Origin of the sequence: Actinopolyspora sp. BKK2 (genome assembly GCF_011291845.1) — a bacterium.
Classification (GTDB): Bacteria; Actinomycetota; Actinomycetes; order Mycobacteriales; family Pseudonocardiaceae; genus Actinopolyspora; species Actinopolyspora saharensis.
Genome location: NZ_JAANTE010000013.1, coordinates 23,936 through 39,219 on the forward strand (window position 1 = coordinate 23,936; position 15,284 = coordinate 39,219).

The 15,284-nt window shown below is 69.4% G+C and carries 15 protein-coding genes; 5 read left to right on the forward strand and 10 right to left on the reverse strand.

Going from position 1 to position 15,284, the window contains the following annotated elements; all coding sequences use genetic code 11:
• The first annotated feature begins 83 nt into the window (after positions 1–83).
• Complete coding sequence (locus tag G9Q41_RS20325; RefSeq protein WP_165633883.1) at positions 84–752, forward strand: GntR family transcriptional regulator; 669 nt, start codon at positions 84–86, stop codon at positions 750–752.
• A gap of 179 nt (positions 753–931) precedes the next feature.
• On the opposite strand, the gene G9Q41_RS20330 is transcribed toward G9Q41_RS20325, so the two are convergent.
• The 7 genes from G9Q41_RS20330 to otnK form a co-directional block, all read right to left on the reverse strand.
• Positions 932–1,270 carry a GNAT family N-acetyltransferase gene (locus tag G9Q41_RS20330; RefSeq protein ID WP_165633882.1) on the reverse strand — a complete coding sequence of 113 codons (339 nt, stop codon included), beginning with the start codon at positions 1,268–1,270 and terminating at the stop codon, positions 932–934.
• Between the two features lie 8 nt (positions 1,271–1,278).
• The gene (locus G9Q41_RS20335; RefSeq protein ID WP_165633881.1) at positions 1,279–1,878 is read right to left on the reverse strand and encodes an FMN reductase; all 600 of its coding nucleotides are present in this window, start codon (positions 1,876–1,878) and stop codon (positions 1,279–1,281) included.
• Complete coding sequence (locus G9Q41_RS20340; protein ID WP_092520974.1) at positions 1,875–2,969, reverse strand: LLM class flavin-dependent oxidoreductase; 1,095 nt, start codon at positions 2,967–2,969, stop codon at positions 1,875–1,877. Before G9Q41_RS20340 ends, G9Q41_RS20335 begins: the two co-directional genes overlap by 4 nt.
• 171 nt (positions 2,970–3,140) lie before the next feature.
• Positions 3,141–3,659, reverse strand: coding sequence for a MarR family transcriptional regulator (locus G9Q41_RS20345; RefSeq protein ID WP_092520973.1), 519 nt, complete (start codon positions 3,657–3,659; stop codon positions 3,141–3,143).
• A 214-nt stretch (positions 3,660–3,873) separates the two neighbouring features.
• Positions 3,874–4,488: an aldolase gene (locus G9Q41_RS20350; protein WP_165633904.1), complete on the reverse strand. Its 615-nt coding sequence runs from the start codon at positions 4,486–4,488 to the stop codon at positions 3,874–3,876.
• 11 nt (positions 4,489–4,499) lie between these two features.
• Positions 4,500–5,300 (reverse strand): DeoR/GlpR family DNA-binding transcription regulator, encoded by an 801-nt coding sequence (locus G9Q41_RS20355; protein WP_165633880.1) that lies wholly within the window; start codon positions 5,298–5,300, stop codon positions 4,500–4,502.
• Positions 5,297–6,580, reverse strand: a complete 1,284-nt coding sequence (gene otnK / locus G9Q41_RS20360) for a 3-oxo-tetronate kinase (RefSeq protein WP_165633903.1) — start codon at positions 6,578–6,580, stop codon at positions 5,297–5,299. The genes G9Q41_RS20355 and otnK overlap by 4 nt, the downstream gene beginning before the upstream one ends.
• A gap of 346 nt (positions 6,581–6,926) precedes the next feature.
• Here otnK and G9Q41_RS20365 point away from each other — a divergent pair, with 346 nt between their 5' ends.
• Both G9Q41_RS20365 and G9Q41_RS20370 read left to right on the forward strand, forming a co-directional pair.
• Positions 6,927–7,970 (forward strand): 2-keto-3-deoxygluconate permease, encoded by a 1,044-nt coding sequence (locus G9Q41_RS20365; protein WP_139186499.1) that lies wholly within the window; start codon positions 6,927–6,929, stop codon positions 7,968–7,970.
• A 30-nt stretch (positions 7,971–8,000) separates the two neighbouring features.
• Entirely contained in the window at positions 8,001–9,029 is a 1,029-nt protein-coding gene (locus G9Q41_RS20370; RefSeq protein WP_165633879.1) for an alcohol dehydrogenase catalytic domain-containing protein, read from the forward strand.
• 382 nt (positions 9,030–9,411) lie between these two features.
• Here G9Q41_RS20370 and G9Q41_RS20375 read toward each other — a convergent pair whose 3' ends face one another.
• The 3 genes from G9Q41_RS20375 to G9Q41_RS20385 form a co-directional block, all read right to left on the reverse strand.
• Complete coding sequence (locus G9Q41_RS20375; RefSeq protein ID WP_165633878.1) at positions 9,412–10,194, reverse strand: sugar phosphate isomerase/epimerase family protein; 783 nt, start codon at positions 10,192–10,194, stop codon at positions 9,412–9,414.
• Between the two features lie 116 nt (positions 10,195–10,310).
• On the reverse strand, positions 10,311–11,783 hold the full coding sequence (locus G9Q41_RS20380) for an RICIN domain-containing protein (protein WP_207631622.1): 1,473 nt from the start codon (positions 11,781–11,783) through the stop codon (positions 10,311–10,313).
• Positions 11,784–11,938: 155 nt separating this feature from the next.
• Positions 11,939–13,129, reverse strand: a complete 1,191-nt coding sequence (locus G9Q41_RS20385; RefSeq protein WP_165633877.1) for a cellulase family glycosylhydrolase — start codon at positions 13,127–13,129, stop codon at positions 11,939–11,941.
• Between G9Q41_RS20385 and G9Q41_RS20390 the strand changes: the two genes are divergently transcribed.
• Together G9Q41_RS20390 and G9Q41_RS20395 are read left to right on the forward strand one after the other, a co-directional pair.
• Complete coding sequence (locus G9Q41_RS20390; protein WP_165633876.1) at positions 13,128–13,304, forward strand: hypothetical protein; 177 nt, start codon at positions 13,128–13,130, stop codon at positions 13,302–13,304. The two genes, G9Q41_RS20385 and G9Q41_RS20390, sit on opposite strands and share 2 nt — an antisense overlap.
• 504 nt (positions 13,305–13,808) lie before the next feature.
• Positions 13,809–15,245, forward strand: a complete 1,437-nt coding sequence (locus G9Q41_RS20395; RefSeq protein ID WP_165633875.1) for a BNR repeat-containing protein — start codon at positions 13,809–13,811, stop codon at positions 15,243–15,245.
• Positions 15,246–15,284 lie beyond the last annotated feature (39 nt).

The window sequence follows — 15,284 nt, forward strand, 5'->3', positions numbered from 1 at the left end:
GTCAACAGTCAACTGGCAGCAGGCGACCGGAGGATCGATTAAACTGGGGCGGAACAGACACGTTCCACAACGAAAGGCGCCCGTTGTCCCTGGATGTCCCGGCTCTCGGCGGCGTGGACCGCAACACGCTGCGCGAGCAGAGCCTGCACAAATTGCGCGAGGCGATCAGCAGCGGCCAGCTCGCGCCCGGAACGCGGCTCGTGGAGACCGAGCTCAGCGAGGCGCTGTCGGTATCGCGCGGAACGCTGCGCGAAGCCCTGCGCCACCTCGTTCAGGAAGGGCTCGTGGTCACCGGCGAGCGGGGCAGGCTCCTGGTGCGCGCGCTGACCACCGCGGAAGTGCGCGACATCTTCGCGGTCCGGCGCTCGCTGGAGATGCTGGCGGTCGAAACCCTCTGCGAGCAGGAGGAACGCACCGAGATCGTGCGAACCCTGCGCGAGTCACTGGACCGGTTGAGCGACACCGGTCAGGAGCTGGCGGAGCTGATCGAAGCCGATCTTGCCTTCCACCGGCAGCTGTGCGAACTGACGGGCAACGAGACCCTCGTCAACTCCTGGCAGCACATCTCCGGGCTGACCCGGGCCACGATCAGTCGCTCCGGCCGGGAGCTCGCGCTGCGCAACACGCACTGGCAACGTCACCTGCCGATCGTGGACGCCATCGAGGCAGGTGACGTCGAGCGGGCCCGCGAGGTCATCCGCACCCACATGCACGAAACCACCGAGCGCATCGTGGAGGCGCTCGAGCAGTGACCTTCGCGTTCCGGAGCTACCGGCGCGGCGGGCTACCGGTGCGGCGCTCGGCCGCTGCCCGCGCCCGCACCGGTACGCTCCGGCGCACCGCCCGCGCGGACCGCGCCCGGCACCCGCTCGGCCCGGCCGAGCGTCGGGCAGGCGGCGCAGCCGCGTGAACGCACCCGTCTGTGCGCGATCTAGCCGGTTCGCTCCCGCACCGCGGCCCACACGTCCGGGGTGACCGCGTCCACGAGGTCGTCGACCTCGTGATGCCGCTCGAGATACCTCGCCACGAACGGACACACCGGCACGATCCGGAAACCGGACTCCCCGGTCTCGGCCAGGGCCCGACCGACGAGGACGCTGCCCAGGCCCCTGCCGCCGAACTCCTCGTCGATCTCGGTGTGGTAGAAGACGCGCTGACCAGCGCGTTCGAGATAGGCGGCGTGGCCCGCTTTCCTGCCGTCGACGGTGATCTCGTAGCGGTCCCGGTCCGCCGACCGGGCGACCGCCACCTCGGGGGATTCCTCGGACATGACCGTCCTCAGTGCGCCGTGGTGTTCCGGAAGAGCTGCTCGAACGGTACCGGATCGGTGAACGGATCCGACTGAGCACGCTCCGGCCTGGCGCGCACCGCCGCGGCGAGCTCGCCCGCGGCGCGGGTGATGCGCTGGCCCAGCTCGGTGTCATTGCCCCAGTCGACGCTGGCCGCGTACACGGCGGTGGGCACGGTCTGAGCACGCAGGTAGGACAGCAGCGGGCGCAGCGCGTGCTCCAGCACCAGCGAGTGCCGCTCGGTGCCGCCGGTGGCGGCAAGCAGCACCGGCTTGGACCGCACCGACTCCGGGTCGAGCACGTCCACGAAGGACTTGAACAACCCGCTGTAGGAAGCCGTGAACACCGGGCTCGCCAGCACGAGCCCATCGGCCCGGTCGACCAGGTCGAGCACCTGCCGCAGGCGCTGGTTGGCGAACCCGGTGAGCAGGTTGTCGGTGATGTCGTGGGCGTAGTCGCGGAGCTCGACCACCTCGCCCGCGGCCTGCTCACCCAGCTCGCCGCGCACGGCCGTGGTCAGCCGGTCGGCCAGCAGCCGAGTGGACGAGGGCTGCGACAGCCCCCCGGAGATCGTGACGATGCTGGTCATTCCGCGCTCCCTTCCGCGTTCTGCTGCTGCGCCCGGAGGGACTCGTGGGTGGGCGCCTCGGGCACGTGGCTGGGTTTGCGGGCGGCGAACTCCTTGCGCAGCACCGGAACCACTTCCTCGCCGAGCATGTCGAGCTGCTCCAGCACGGTCTTCAGCGGCAGCCCGGCGTGGTCGATCAAGAACATCTGGCGCTGGTAATCACCGACGTAGTCCCGGAAGGTCAGCGTGCGGTCGATGACCTGCTGCGGGCTGCCCACCGTCAACGGGGTCTCGGACATGAACTGCTCCAACGACGGCCCTCCGCCGTAGACCGGGGCGTCGTTGAAGTACGGGCGGAACTCGGCCACCGCGTCCTGCGAGTTGCGCCGCATGAACACCTGACCCCCCAGGCCGACGATGGCCTGATCGGCCGAACCGTGCCCGTAGTGCTCGAAGCGCTGCCGGTAGAGCTCGACCATGCGCTGGGTGTGCTCCTTGGGCCAGAAGATGTGGTTGTGGAAGAACCCGTTGCCGTAGTAGGCGGCCTGCTCGGCGATCTCGGGGCTGCGGATGGAGCCGTGCCACACGAACGGCGGCACCCCGTCCAGCGGGCGCGGGGTGGAGGTGAACCCCTGCAGCGGCGTGCGGAACTGGCCCTGCCAGTCCACCACGTCCTCGCGCCACAGCCGGTGCAGCAGGTGGTAGTTCTCGATCGACAGCGGAATGCCCTGGCGGATGTCCTGCCCGAACCACGGGTACACCGGGCCCTGGTTGCCCCGCCCCAGCATCAGATCGACCCGACCGCCGGCCATGTGCTGCAGCATCGCGAAGTCCTCGGCGATCTTGACCGGATCGTTCGTGGTGATCAGCGTCGTCGCCGTCGACAGGATCAGCCGCTCCGTCATCCCCGCGATGTAGCCCAGCATCGTCGTCGGCGAGGACGGCACGAACGGCGGGTTGTGGTGCTCACCGGTGGCGAACACGTCCAGGCCCACTTCCTCGGCCTTGCGGGCGATGGTCACCATCGCCTGGAGCCGCTCCCCCTCGGTGGGGGTCCGCCCCGTCGTCGGATCCGGCGTGACGTCCCCGACCGTGAAAACCCCGAACTGCATGGCCGCGCTCCCAACTAATTCAAATTTTAACTAGTGGGGAAACGGTAGCGCCGCGGCCGCTATTCCAGCTCGAGCACCCCCGGTGACCCAGCACACGAGCACCACCGGGCCCCGCACCGGCACACCGCCCCCGGGCCTGCCCGGCGCGGCGGCCACCGAGCCCCCGCGAGCTCACCCGCCGTGCTCGCCCGGAGCCTCGGTCAGCGCCGGAGGCGGACTCGCCTCCCCGGACTGCTCACAGGGCCCGTGCAACCGAGCCCGCAGCCGGGTGAACACCCGCGCGAGCACCTCCAGCTCGTGCTCGTCGAGGTCATCGGTGAACAACCGCTGCACGGTCTCGACGTGGTGGTGGTAGGCGGCGCGCAGCGTCTCGAGACCGCTGGCGGTCAACACCGCGTAGTTGACCCGCTTGTCCTCCCGCGAGGGCTGGCGCAGCACCCAACCGCGCTGCTCCATCGCCTTGACCTGGTAGGTCAGCCGGCTCGGCGAGAACACCATGCGCGCTGCCAGGTCCCCCATCCGCAGCCGGTGCTCCGGACCCTCCGACAGCACCAGCAGCACGTTGTAGTCCCGCAGGCTCAACCCGACGGCCGCGCGCAAGTCCTCGTCCAGCCGGGTCTCCAGCAGCAGACTCGCCTCGATGTACGGTCTCCAGGCTCGGCGCTGCGACGAACTCTGCCAACTCCCCATACCGACAGCCTACGCTTTATTTCAAATGCTGAAATAAATTTGCTCCCACGTGCGGACCACCACGTCCGTCACGCGCGTGAGGGACCACCTGCGGCGTCCCTCGCGGGAATTCCGCGACACGGCCGAGCACGCTGCCCGCGACACCGGGGCGCCCTGTCGGTGCGCGGCCGGACCGGCCGCGTCGCGACTCACGGACGGTTCGCCCCCGGAGCACTCACGTCAGCAGCTCGTCGATCTGGGATTCGGTCAGCGGTCTGGCGCGGCGTCCTTCGAGCAGGAAGGTCAGCTGGGCCGAGGCCTCCAACTCCTCGGAGGCGTTGACCGCCTCCTCCAAGGTGGACCCGGCCACGATGGAGCCGTGGTTGGCCAGAATGACGGCGGGCCCGCGCTTTCCCGCGGCCACGATGTCGTCGAGTATGGCGTCCGAGCCGGGCTTGTAGTAGGGCACGGTCGGCACCTCCCGCCCCAGCCGCATCACGAAGTACGGGGTCAGCGGCGGGATGGCGTCCTCGTCGCGCAGGCAGCTGATCGCGGTGACGTAGGTGGAGTGCAGGTGGACGATCGCCGCTGACTCCGGACGCGCCCGATACATGGCCTGGTGCATGACCACCTCTTTGGAGGGCTTCGGTCCGGCGACGTGCTCACCCCGCTCGTTGAGCTCGGAGAGCTGGTCCGACTCGAGCCTGCCCAGGGAGGAATTGGTGGGGGTCATCAGGAACCCGCCCTCGACGCGCACGCTGATGTTGCCCGCGCTGCCCGCCGAGTAGCCACGGTCGAACAGGCTCTTGGACAGCACAACGATCTGACGTCGCAGCTCGCTGTCTGCCAGGTTCTGGTCAGTCACGGATTCTTCCTCTCGGATCGGCCGGCGGATCCAGCGATAAACAGTTCGACCCCCAGGTTCTGCACGCGCTCCTGGGCGGTGTCCGGAAGCCCCGAGTCGATGACCAACCCCTCGAACGAGGCCATGGGGAGTGCTTTGAACGCGGCCACTCTTCCGTACTTGCTGCTGTCCGTTGCCAGGTAGGCCCGGCTCGAGTTCTCGACGATCGCTCGTTTCACCACCGACTTGGCCTCAGTGGGCACCGAGAGTCCACGCAGGTCGAACGACGAGGCCGACACGAAGGCGACGTCGATGTTGAACTGGTTCAGCTCTTCGGCGGTGATGGTGCCGTGCGTCGACATGTTCGGACTGTCCAACTGGCCTCCGAGCACGTGAACGCGCGCCTGCTCCTGCTCGCCGAGGGTGAAGGCCACCATCAGATCGTTGGTGACCACGTCCAGCTGCGCCGCCCCCACCTGCTGAATGAGGGCGCGGGCCAGCGCCAGCATCGTCGTCCCGGCATCCAGGTAGATCACCCCTCCCGGCTGCACCAGTTCCGCAGCTCGAGCGGCGATCGCGTCCTTCTCCCGAGTGTGCTGGCCGAGCTTGGCCTGCCGCGTGGCGTCGAGAGCGATCCGCGACGGCATCGCGACACCGCCGCTGACCGAGATGATCCGCCCCGAGTCCTCCAGCACTCGGATGTCGCGCCGCACGGTCATGTGCGAGACGCCGAGCTCCTCGGTCAGGTCAGCCACGCTGGCCGAACCGCGCTCCTCCACGATGTGCATCAGGCGCCGTCGTCGTTCGTCAGGGATCATGCGTGGGTCGTCACCTCCACTTGCGCAGCGCGGAAGAACTCCACGTCGCCGAAGTTGCCGGATTTCAACGCGATGTCGAGCTCACCATCGACAGAACGCGTCCACGGCACCCCCGGGGCGATCTGCGGACCAACCTCGAACCCGGAGACGTCCAGGGCCTGCGTGACCGCCCCCGAGGTCTCCCCGCCGGCCACGATGAAGCGGGTCACCCCGTGCTCGCGCAGCTCGGTCGCCAAGTCCGCGAAGAACCCCTCGATGGCCCGGGAAAGTTCGTCAGCTCCGTGGCGGCGCTGAAGGCTTTTGAGCTGCTCGGGCTCCACAGTGGCGTAAACCAGCGGGGCCAGGTCCTCCGGTGGTGTCCGCAGGACCCATTCCCGCAGTTCACGGCGGTAGGCCTCGGCGTCGTCGAGCACTCGGGGAACCTCCAGGGCGCGGGCTGGGGCCACTGAGCGGTAGTGATCCACCTGCCGGTTGGTCATCTCCGAGGCCGATCCGGAGAGCACCACGCCTCGCCCGGAGGTGAACCGCCAACGGTCCGCCGCCGCGCGGCGAGCCCCCGCGGCTTCACGGCGGGTCAGCGCTCGAGCGATCCCCCACCCGATACCGGAGCCCCCGGTGACCAACCGGAGGTCCTGGAACGCCTCCCCCAGGACGTCGAGGTGGTTGTCGTCCAGCGTGTCCGGCACCAGATACCGCACGCCGTCGGAGGCGGCCTCATGGAAGGCCTCGTGCACCGCCCGACTTCCCCGGTTCACCACGCCGCACGGCACGTTGCGGGCGGTGCCACGACCCTGCGCCTCGGTCAGGCGCATCAGGTTGGAGTCCGTCATCGGCGTGACCGGGTGGTGCCGCATCCCCGACTCGTGGAGCGGCACCCCCTCGACGAAGAGGTGTCCCCGGTAGACGGTGCGGTCGTTGACCGGCAGGCCGGGCACCATGGCAGTCGCCGACTCCTCCAGGGCCTCGAGGAGCGCGTCAGCGACCGGACCGATGTTTCCCTCCGCCGTGCTGTCGAAGGTGGAGCAGTACTTGAACAGGATCCGCTCGGCGTCCAGCTCCTGCAGGATCCGCAGCGCCCGGAGACTCTCCTCGACGGCCGAGTCGCGCTGGGTCGAGCGCGTCTTGAGGCTAATCACCACGGCATCGACGGCCATGTCTTCGGGCAGGTCACGAGCACTGCCGGGGCGGTTGAGCTGCACGGTGCGCAACCCTGCGGAGACGAGGAAGCCGGCGATGTCCGTGGCTCCGGTGAAGTCATCGGCGATCACGCCAATACGCAGCGACACGTGGGGACTCCTTCTACGTTGCGCCAACCCGCGAGGGCTCCGCGAAACGAACAAGCTGTTGCAGTGTTTCACAAAAACTAACACACCGACTCGACGACGACCACGAGATACCCATCCCCGAACTGACGGGGACAAACGCACGCGACGACACTTCCCTGCGTGACCCATGCCTCGTGACTGGCTTCACGTTCCCCCAAAGCTCATGGTACTTTCCGTTAACACTACGCCATGTGTTCACACAGAGAAACATTCGAGTGGCGAGGAGTCGCCGCACCGACAGTTCGGGCACGCGGGCTCGCCCCAGGGCCACGCCTGCCTCAGTTCGCTCCCGAGGAGAAACATGCCAATCCTTCGAGCAGTGGATAAGGTTCCCGGTGGGTTGATGATCATCCCCCTGCTGCTGGGAGTCCTGTTCAACACCTTCGTCCCCGAAGCCCTGGAAATCGGCGGGTTCACGCAGGCGCTGTTCAAGGACGGGGCAATGGCGGTCATCGGGCTGTTCCTGGTCTGCATGGGTGCCCAGCTGCCCCTCAAGGCAGCGGCTCCCGTGGCGGAGAAGGGCTTCGCCATCCTCATCGGCAAGCTGCTGGCCGCCGTCGCGGTCGGCCTGCTCACCGGGTTCGTCATGCCCGGTGGCACGCTCTGGACGCTGACGCCGCTGGCCATCGTCGCCGCCATGAGCAACTCGAACACCGGGCTCTACGCGGCGCTGACCCAAGAGTTCGGCAACAAGACCGACCGCGGCGCCGTCGCCGTCATCTCGCTGAACGACGGCCCGTTCCTGACCCTGGTGGTGCTGGGCGCAGCCGGTATGGCCAACATTCCGCTGCTGTCCTTCGTGGCGGTACTGGCCCCCATCATCATCGGATTCGTCCTGGGCAACCTCGATCCCGAGATGCGGTCGTTCCTGAAGAAGGGCGAGCGCCTGCTCATCCCGTTCTTCGCCTTCCCGCTGGGAGCCAGCATCAGCCTGCCCGACGTCGTCGAGGCCGGCCCGCCCGGAATCCTGCTGGGCCTGTTCACCGTGGCGTTCTCCGGCGGCGGCGCGGTGCTGCTCCTGTGGCTGGTGCACGTCGTCCGGCGCCGCCCCAAGACGCGACGCAACGTCATCTCCGGCGCGGCCGAGTCCTCGACCGCCGGGGCGGCAGTGGCCACACCCGCCGTCGTCGCCGCAGCAGATCCCGCCTACGAGGCGCTGAAGGACGTGGCCACGGTGCAAGTGGCCGGCTCCGTGGTGACCACCGCGGTCCTGACCCCGATCGTCACCGTGCTGATCCACCGCTGGCAGACGAAGCGCGGCGTGGATCCGTACCAGGAGTACGACGACCCGGCTCTCAACGGCTCCTCCACCGACGACGCCGCCGAAGAGCTGCAGACCTCCTGATCCCCCTTCCCGACGACCCGAGGAGACCTCATGCGAGCGATGAAATTCGACACGGACGGCACCGCCGCGGTCGTCACGGTCCCGCGCCCAGAACCCGGCCCGAAGGAGGTCATCGTCCAAGTCCTCTCCACGGGTGCCTGCGGCTCCGACTTCGCTGCGCTGAAGGGCAAGCACCCGTTCCGCTTCCCACCGCTGATCTCCGGCCACGAGGCCGGTGGGGTGATCTCCGCCGTCGGCTCGGACGTCTCCGAGATCGATGTGGGGGACCGGGTGGTGATCGAGCCCCAGCGTCCCTGCCGGAACTGCAACCACTGCAACGCGGGCAACTACCACGTCTGCGAGAGCAAGCAGATGTTGGGCATCACCGAGTGGGACGGCTCGTTCGCCGACTACGTCAAGGTGCCCGACTACACGATCGTTCCGGTTCCCGAGTCCATCCCCGATCACGCGCTGGCCCTGGTGGAACCGCTGGCGGTCGCCGCCCACGCCGTGCGCCAGGCCGCTCTCGCCGAGAGCCACGGCGAGCAGTTCCACCACCTGGTGCTCGGGGGCGGGCCGATCGGCGCGCTGATCACCGCGGTGCTGTCCTACCAGTGTCCAGGCAAGATCGTCGTCAGCGAGCCGCGGGAGCAGAACGCACGCGTGCTGCGCCGGCTGGGGGCCACCGACGTGCGCGACCCGAACCAGGAGCGGAGCTCGGACGAGCCGTTCGACTCCGCGTTCGTCGCCGTCGGGGTTCCTGACCTGGTGTCCGAAGCCATCGACCAGTGCGTCTCGGGCGGCACCGTGGTGCAGGTAGCTGTCTTCAACACCGATGTGGCCGTGCCCGTCGGGCAGCTGCAGGTCCGCGAGATCAGCCTCGTGGGAACCGCCATGTACAACCGGCAGGACTTCATCACCGCCGCGCAGCTGCTGGCCGACCGGCCGGAAATCGCCGACGCGGTGATCACCGATCGCGTCAGCCTCGAAGAGGGCGCCGAAGCGATTACGCGCATCACCGCCGAAGGCCCGGGCGAGACCATCAAACTGATCATGGAACCCGGGACGCAGTCGGCGTGAGCACCGTGGCCGACCGGACACGCCACGCGGCGACCGAGCTGGCGCCCGGAGCGGTACCGCGCTGGGGCCGAAGGCGAACCACACGGCTCCCCTGCGGATGACGCACGGCCGGTGCGGTCCCGCTGATCGTTCCGCTCGCTCGTCTTCGCCCCGGCCACCGCGCGAGAGCTCCTCGTCGTGGTGGCCGGGCTCGGAGGCGGGGTGGTCGGCAAGACCACGCCCTCGCGCCGGTGGCCCGCATGATGCGGCACCACACGCGCCGCGGGAGTCCCGGCGAACCACCTCGCAGGTGAAACCGCCCTGCTCACCGGTGCCAGCCGCGGAACGGGCGCCGCGATCGCACACCCCCGGGCGGGAACCGGGAGCGCCCGTTCCGCACGACTCACTCCGGGCGCCACCGCTCGAACCAGTCGGCAGCGGCGCGCAGCGGCACCGAGACGGGAGCGATGTCCGGGTACCAGGCACGCTCCCACTCCAGCGAGACCCACCCCGACCACGAGCGCAGCAGGCTCCCGCAGTCGGCCAGCGGGACATCGCCCTCACCCGGCGGGACCGGCGTCCAGGAATCCGCCCTCCGCGCGTCCTTGACCTGGAAATAACCGAGGTACTCGCCCAGCAGCCGCCGGGTCTGCGCCGGCGACTCGCCCGTCCGCCACGGATGCAGCGCGTCCCACAGCACCGCCACGGTCCCCGGCGCACCGAACGGCTCCACCAACCGACGCGCGAGCTCGCCCGTGGGGTGCGAGTCGTGGGTCTCGACGAGCAGGGTGACCCCCTGCCGCTCCAGATCCGGCAGCACGGCCCCGATCCGCTCCCGCGCGGGACCGTCCGCACCGGACTCCCCACCCGGAAAGACCCGCACCGCGGGCGCACCGATCAACCCGGCCAGCTCGACCAGGGAACGCAGCTCCGCGACCGCAGACGCGTCCGAACCCGGCGCGCACACCTTCACGTAGCCCGCCAGGCACGCCACCTCGAGCCCCGCGCCCTCGATCAGCCGGCGCGCCTCGGCGACCTCCCGCGGCGCCATCCCCGGCCGAACCTCCTCGTCCGGGTGCACCCGCAGCTCCACACCGTGGCAACCGCGCTCCCGCGCGACCCGCGCGGCCTCCCGCACCGGCACGCCCGGCATCCCGAGCGTGCTCACCGCGAACTTCCAACTCATGGAACCCTCACCTCACTCACTCCCGGACAGCACCCGCGGGCGCGCGAGCACCACACGGGACCGACCCCGTCGCACGAGCCCAACGACCGCTCCCGCACCGGACCACCGCACCACACTCACACCGCCGCGCGCCGGAACCGCTGCCAGGCGGCACCGGAGCAGGTGTACTGGATGAGGCGGGCACCGTCGGCAGTGGACTCGTCGGACACGTCCAGGCACTTGCCGCTGTGCCAGGCGGTGAAGGTGACCGAGCCGTCACCGGCGTCACCCACCCGCCACTGCTGCTCCTGCCCGGAGCCGCACCGCTGCTGGACCACGGCCGCACCGTCGCCTGTGGACGCGCCTTCCACCGCCAGGCACATCGAGCTGTGCCGGGTGACCAGCCGGACGTAGTCACCACCGACCTCCTCCAGCCAGAACCGCTGGTTGCCGCCGCCGTTGCAGGGGTACTGCGCCACCTGCTCGCCCGCGAGCTGGGACCCCGCGGGAACGTCCACGCACTTGCCGGAGTGCCGGGCGGTCAGGGTCTCGTAGGGCCCACCGCTCGTTCCGAGAGTGCCCGCCGCGGTGTCGACGGTCACCTCCGGTGCCCAGTCCATCCGGAGGGTGCGGTCGTCGGGGAACCGCAGCGGCAGCCACACGTAGCGCGACTCGTCGACCGGCCCGCCCCAGGCGCCCGCCCAGCGGTCACCGAGATACAGGTAGGAAGTGGCCCCGGTGCCCTGGATCGGCAGCACCCAGGCGGTCTGCGACCCGTAGGCGGTGGAATCGCCCACGTCCCGCATCCCGCTCCAGCCACCGTCGAGGCTGGTCGAGGTGGCGTACTGCTGCTGATTGGGATCCCAGCCCGTGGCCCCCGAGGTGAGCATGAAGTAGACGCCGTCGCGCTTGAACAGCGCCGGGGCCTCGCGGTGACCCCCGGGCCACGGGTTGGCCACCAGGCTCTCCACCGCCGTGTAATCCTCGGTGAGCCGGTAGATGTGCAGATCCAGGTTCTCGTTGGCGGCCGAGGCCATGTAGCCGGTGCCGTCGTCGTCGACGAAGACCGTGAGATCACGGGACATGTTGCCCAACGGCCGGAAGCTGCCCTGCCAGCTGTAGTCCCCGTCGACGGTGTCGGCCACGGCCACGGCCGCGCGGGCCTGGCTGTAGTCCTGGTCGTTCTCCTTGTGCATCCACATCACGAACTGGCCGGTCGACTCGTTGTACATCACCTTCGGCCGCTCGATGTTGGCGCTTTCCAGCTCCGGCGCGGAGGAGGCGCTCAGCACGTGGTTGCGGAACTGCCAGTGCTTCAGATCGGTCGAGCGGTACACCGAGACGTGCCCGAAGGAGTCGTCCGCGGCGCGGTTCTCCCCGAACCAGTAGTAGTAGCCGTCGACCTCGATGACGCCTCCGCCGTGCGCGTGCACCGGCTCGCCGTTCGGATCGGTGAACTGGGTGCCGTTGCGAACGGTGACGGGATCCGCCTGCGCCGGCGGCGCCACGAGCACGGTGGCACCGAGGAGACTCAGGCACGCCACCGCCACCAGCACCCAGAGACCGCGCGCACCCCGCCCGGGAGCTCCGCGCCGTGCTGTCGGGGACATCGTCACCACCGACTCCTTCCACTGTGGAACTCCGCGCCCCCGCCGCAGCGACGCTGCGGCAGGAGCGAGTGGGGCGGCGAGACGGAGCGCGGCACGCCCCGGGGCGGGCACCGTGCGGGCGTGCCGCGCTCCGCGCTCGTCAGCCCGTCGATCCGTCACCGGCCCGCCGGAACCGAGGAGCGGTGCTCACCTGCCGCGGGAGCCGCGTGGCCCGCGCCGTCCCAGGCGTAGCGGAGCCGCTCGATCATGCTGTCGTTGCGCACCCGCAGCGACAGGTCGGTGCCGCTGCCCTCCAGGGCGTAGAGGGAGTACCAGTCGTAATCGGGCCGGTAGGTGTGCTTGCCGCCCAGGGCGGGCCAGTAGACCGCCCCCATGTCATGGGCGCGGACCGCGTCGGTGGCCGCGCGGATGTAGCGGACGAAGTTGTCCCCGCTGCCGGCCGCGCCGTAATCCCTGCCGTCGTCCGTCGGAGCGCCGAACTCGTCCAGCACCGTGCGGGAACCGCAGTCACCGATCCGGGAGTCGAACAGCTCCCGCCACTGGTCGTAGCTCATCGAGTCGAACTGGAACGCGTACAGGTGCAGCGACAGGTACGTCCCGGCCAACCTGCTGTCGTTGCACACGGTAGTGACGTCACCGTTGTAGCCGTGCCCGCTGACGAAGATCCGCTTGCGCGGGATCCACGGGCGGTCGTCGATCCACTGGGCGGCCACGTCGGTCCACTCGGCGGCGCTGTACCCGTGCGGTTCGTTCATCGGTTCGAAGTAGACCCGGCTGTCGAACCGCCAGCGGGAGGTCACCGCGTCCCACATCGCGTTGAAGGCCTGCGTGTCGACGATCCGCCCGTCCGAGGAGGCCCCGTCCTCCCAGTAGGACAGGATCACCTTGAAACCGTGCTCCGTGGCGGCGTCGACGGCCCCGGCGTAGGCATCGCCCCACTCCGTGCCGGGAACGGAGTACGTGTTGATCGGCAGCCGAACGGTGTTGGCCCCGCTCGTCTCCCGGAACTCCTCGTAGATGGCGCCGGCCTTGGCCTTGACCGTGGCGTAGTCGTCGGAGACGTCCAGCCCCTCGGGAACGACGGGGCCGTCGACGAAGTTGTCCTTGGGCCTGGCCCAGTTCACCCCCTGGAAATCGGCGGCCGAGTGGGCCCGGCCCACCGCCTGGCCCGCGGACCGGTCCGCGGGGCTGTCCGCCGCTGCGGCCGAGGTGTACGACAGCGCGGAGAACGGCACGGCGAGACACGCCGAGAGCGTGGCCGCCAGAACACGACGACGGCGACGCGCCCGCGCGGGACCGGTGGAACGCTCCCGCTCGGGGGTGCGCTTGGCGAATAACGGAATCATGGTTACCCCAAGGTCGATGCTGTCCGGGACCGTGCTGCGCGGGCCGGTGACCAACGTCCGGAAGATCGGCTCGCCCGGAACGCCGGCGCCCCCGCCCACGAGGAAGGACTTCCGCGCGTGCCACGGCCGCAAGCGCTCGGCGGAGCGGGACGGTCCGGAAACTGTGGACACCTGACTTCGCCCATGCAGCCCTCCCCTTCCGCGTTCGAGTGACGACAGTCACTTCACCGCGCGGCGCGGCGCCAAGTCAACACAATCGCACCCAAACGATCACAATCGATCAGAAGCGAAATCACCTCGCCCCACCCGCCCGGAATCGATCCACTCCCCCTCCGGAACGCGCCCCCACACCCCGGGCCGACCGCGGCAGCCCCCGAAAAGCAGCACGACAGCCCCGCACCCCCCTACACTCCGGCGGGGTGCGAACACATCGATAAAACGTTTTACGAACAGCGATGCGAAGCACGCCCGGACGAGCCACACCAGCCCACACACACCGCCGGCGAATCCCCGCAACCACTCCGACGAGACCCCCACGCGAGGCCGACACCTCTTGACGGAGCGCTGTGACTCACTTAACTTCAGCACATCCTAAAACGTTTCAACCCGGGAGGAAGCATGCGCACGCGCCGGGAAACCGCCGAACCGCACCCGACACCGCGGGAAAGGGGCGCCTGAGATGCGCAGAGCCGTACTCACCACGCTGCTGGTCACCGCGGCGCTCGTGATGCCCACCCACGCCGCGGCCGAGCCGCCGGAGTTCGCCCAGAACCCCGGAAACGCCGCCCCCGAGGCGAACCTGCTGTCGGACACGGTGCTCGACCCGTCCGCGCTGTACTTCGTCTCCTACGACGGAATCGTCAACAACAACTCGTTCCAGCAGGACGCCATCCGCACCTACGCCGGCTACCAGTACGCCGCCTGGTACACCGACAGCCGCAACGCCGTCGTGGGCCGCAAACCGCTGCACGGCAACGGCGGGTGGCAGACCGTGACGCTGCCGCACGAGCTCAGCGTCGACGACTCGCACAACGTCATCTCCCTCGGGATCTCGCCCGCCGACGGGCGGCTGCACGTGGCGATGGACACGCACAACAGCCGGATCCACTACGTCAGATCCGTGGCAGGGCTGGCTTCCCGCCCCGCCGCCCATCCCTGGACCTCCGCGATGTTCGGCGAGGTCCAGCGCACGCTGGGCGACGAGCAGCTCGGGGCGATGACCTACCCGCGATTCCTCGTCACCCCGCAGGGCAAGCTCCAGTTCAGCTACCGCACCGGAGGCTCGGGCGACGGCGTCAACGAACTGGCCGAGTACGCCGACGGCAGCTGGGACAAGCTCGGCGGCTGGAGCTCGGCGACCGGGGCCTGGACCGCCCCGAACGGGGAGGTGTCGACCACCCGCAACATGTACCTGCACGGGTTGACCTACGACGACACCGGACGGCTGCACGCGAGCTTCACCTGGCGCGAGGGCAACCGGGCGGTGCTGTGCGACCCGGGCGGACTGGCCAACCACGACACCGGCTACGTCTACAGCGACGACCAGGGCCGGACCTGGCACAACGGTGCCGGCGAGACCGTCGGCGTCACCGGTCGGGACCCGGTGGGCGTGAACTCCCCGGGGATCGTGGCCGACCCGCTCGGCCCCAACCACGGGCTCATGAACCAGGAGAGCCAGGCGGTCGACTCCACCAGCACGCCCCACGCGGTGATCAGCTACGTGCCCGGCCGGTTCACCCAGTGTGTGACGGACTACTCCCAGCAGCGCAGCAAGCACGCCCGCACGTTCCACCTCGTCCGCGGCGACGACGGTGACTGGACCAAGCGCGAAGTTCCCGTCCCGCCGCACTCCACCCAGCGAACCCAGCTGGTCTTCGACCAGCACGACAACGCCTACCTCATCATGCCGAAGGGCAAGATCGTGGCGGCCAGCGCAGCCAGCGACTGGACCGACTGGACCGTGGTGTTCAACCGCCCCGACATGAACGCCTTCGGCGAGGTCAACGTGGACACCTCCCGGCTGGCCGCCGACGGCGTGCTGTCCGTGCTGTACCAGGAGTCCTCGACGGGAACCACCCCCTCGCCCATCCACGTCGCCAACCTCCGGCTCGGCTGAGCCTCCCGGCTCCCGCCGGCCGCAGCGCGCCACGCCTGC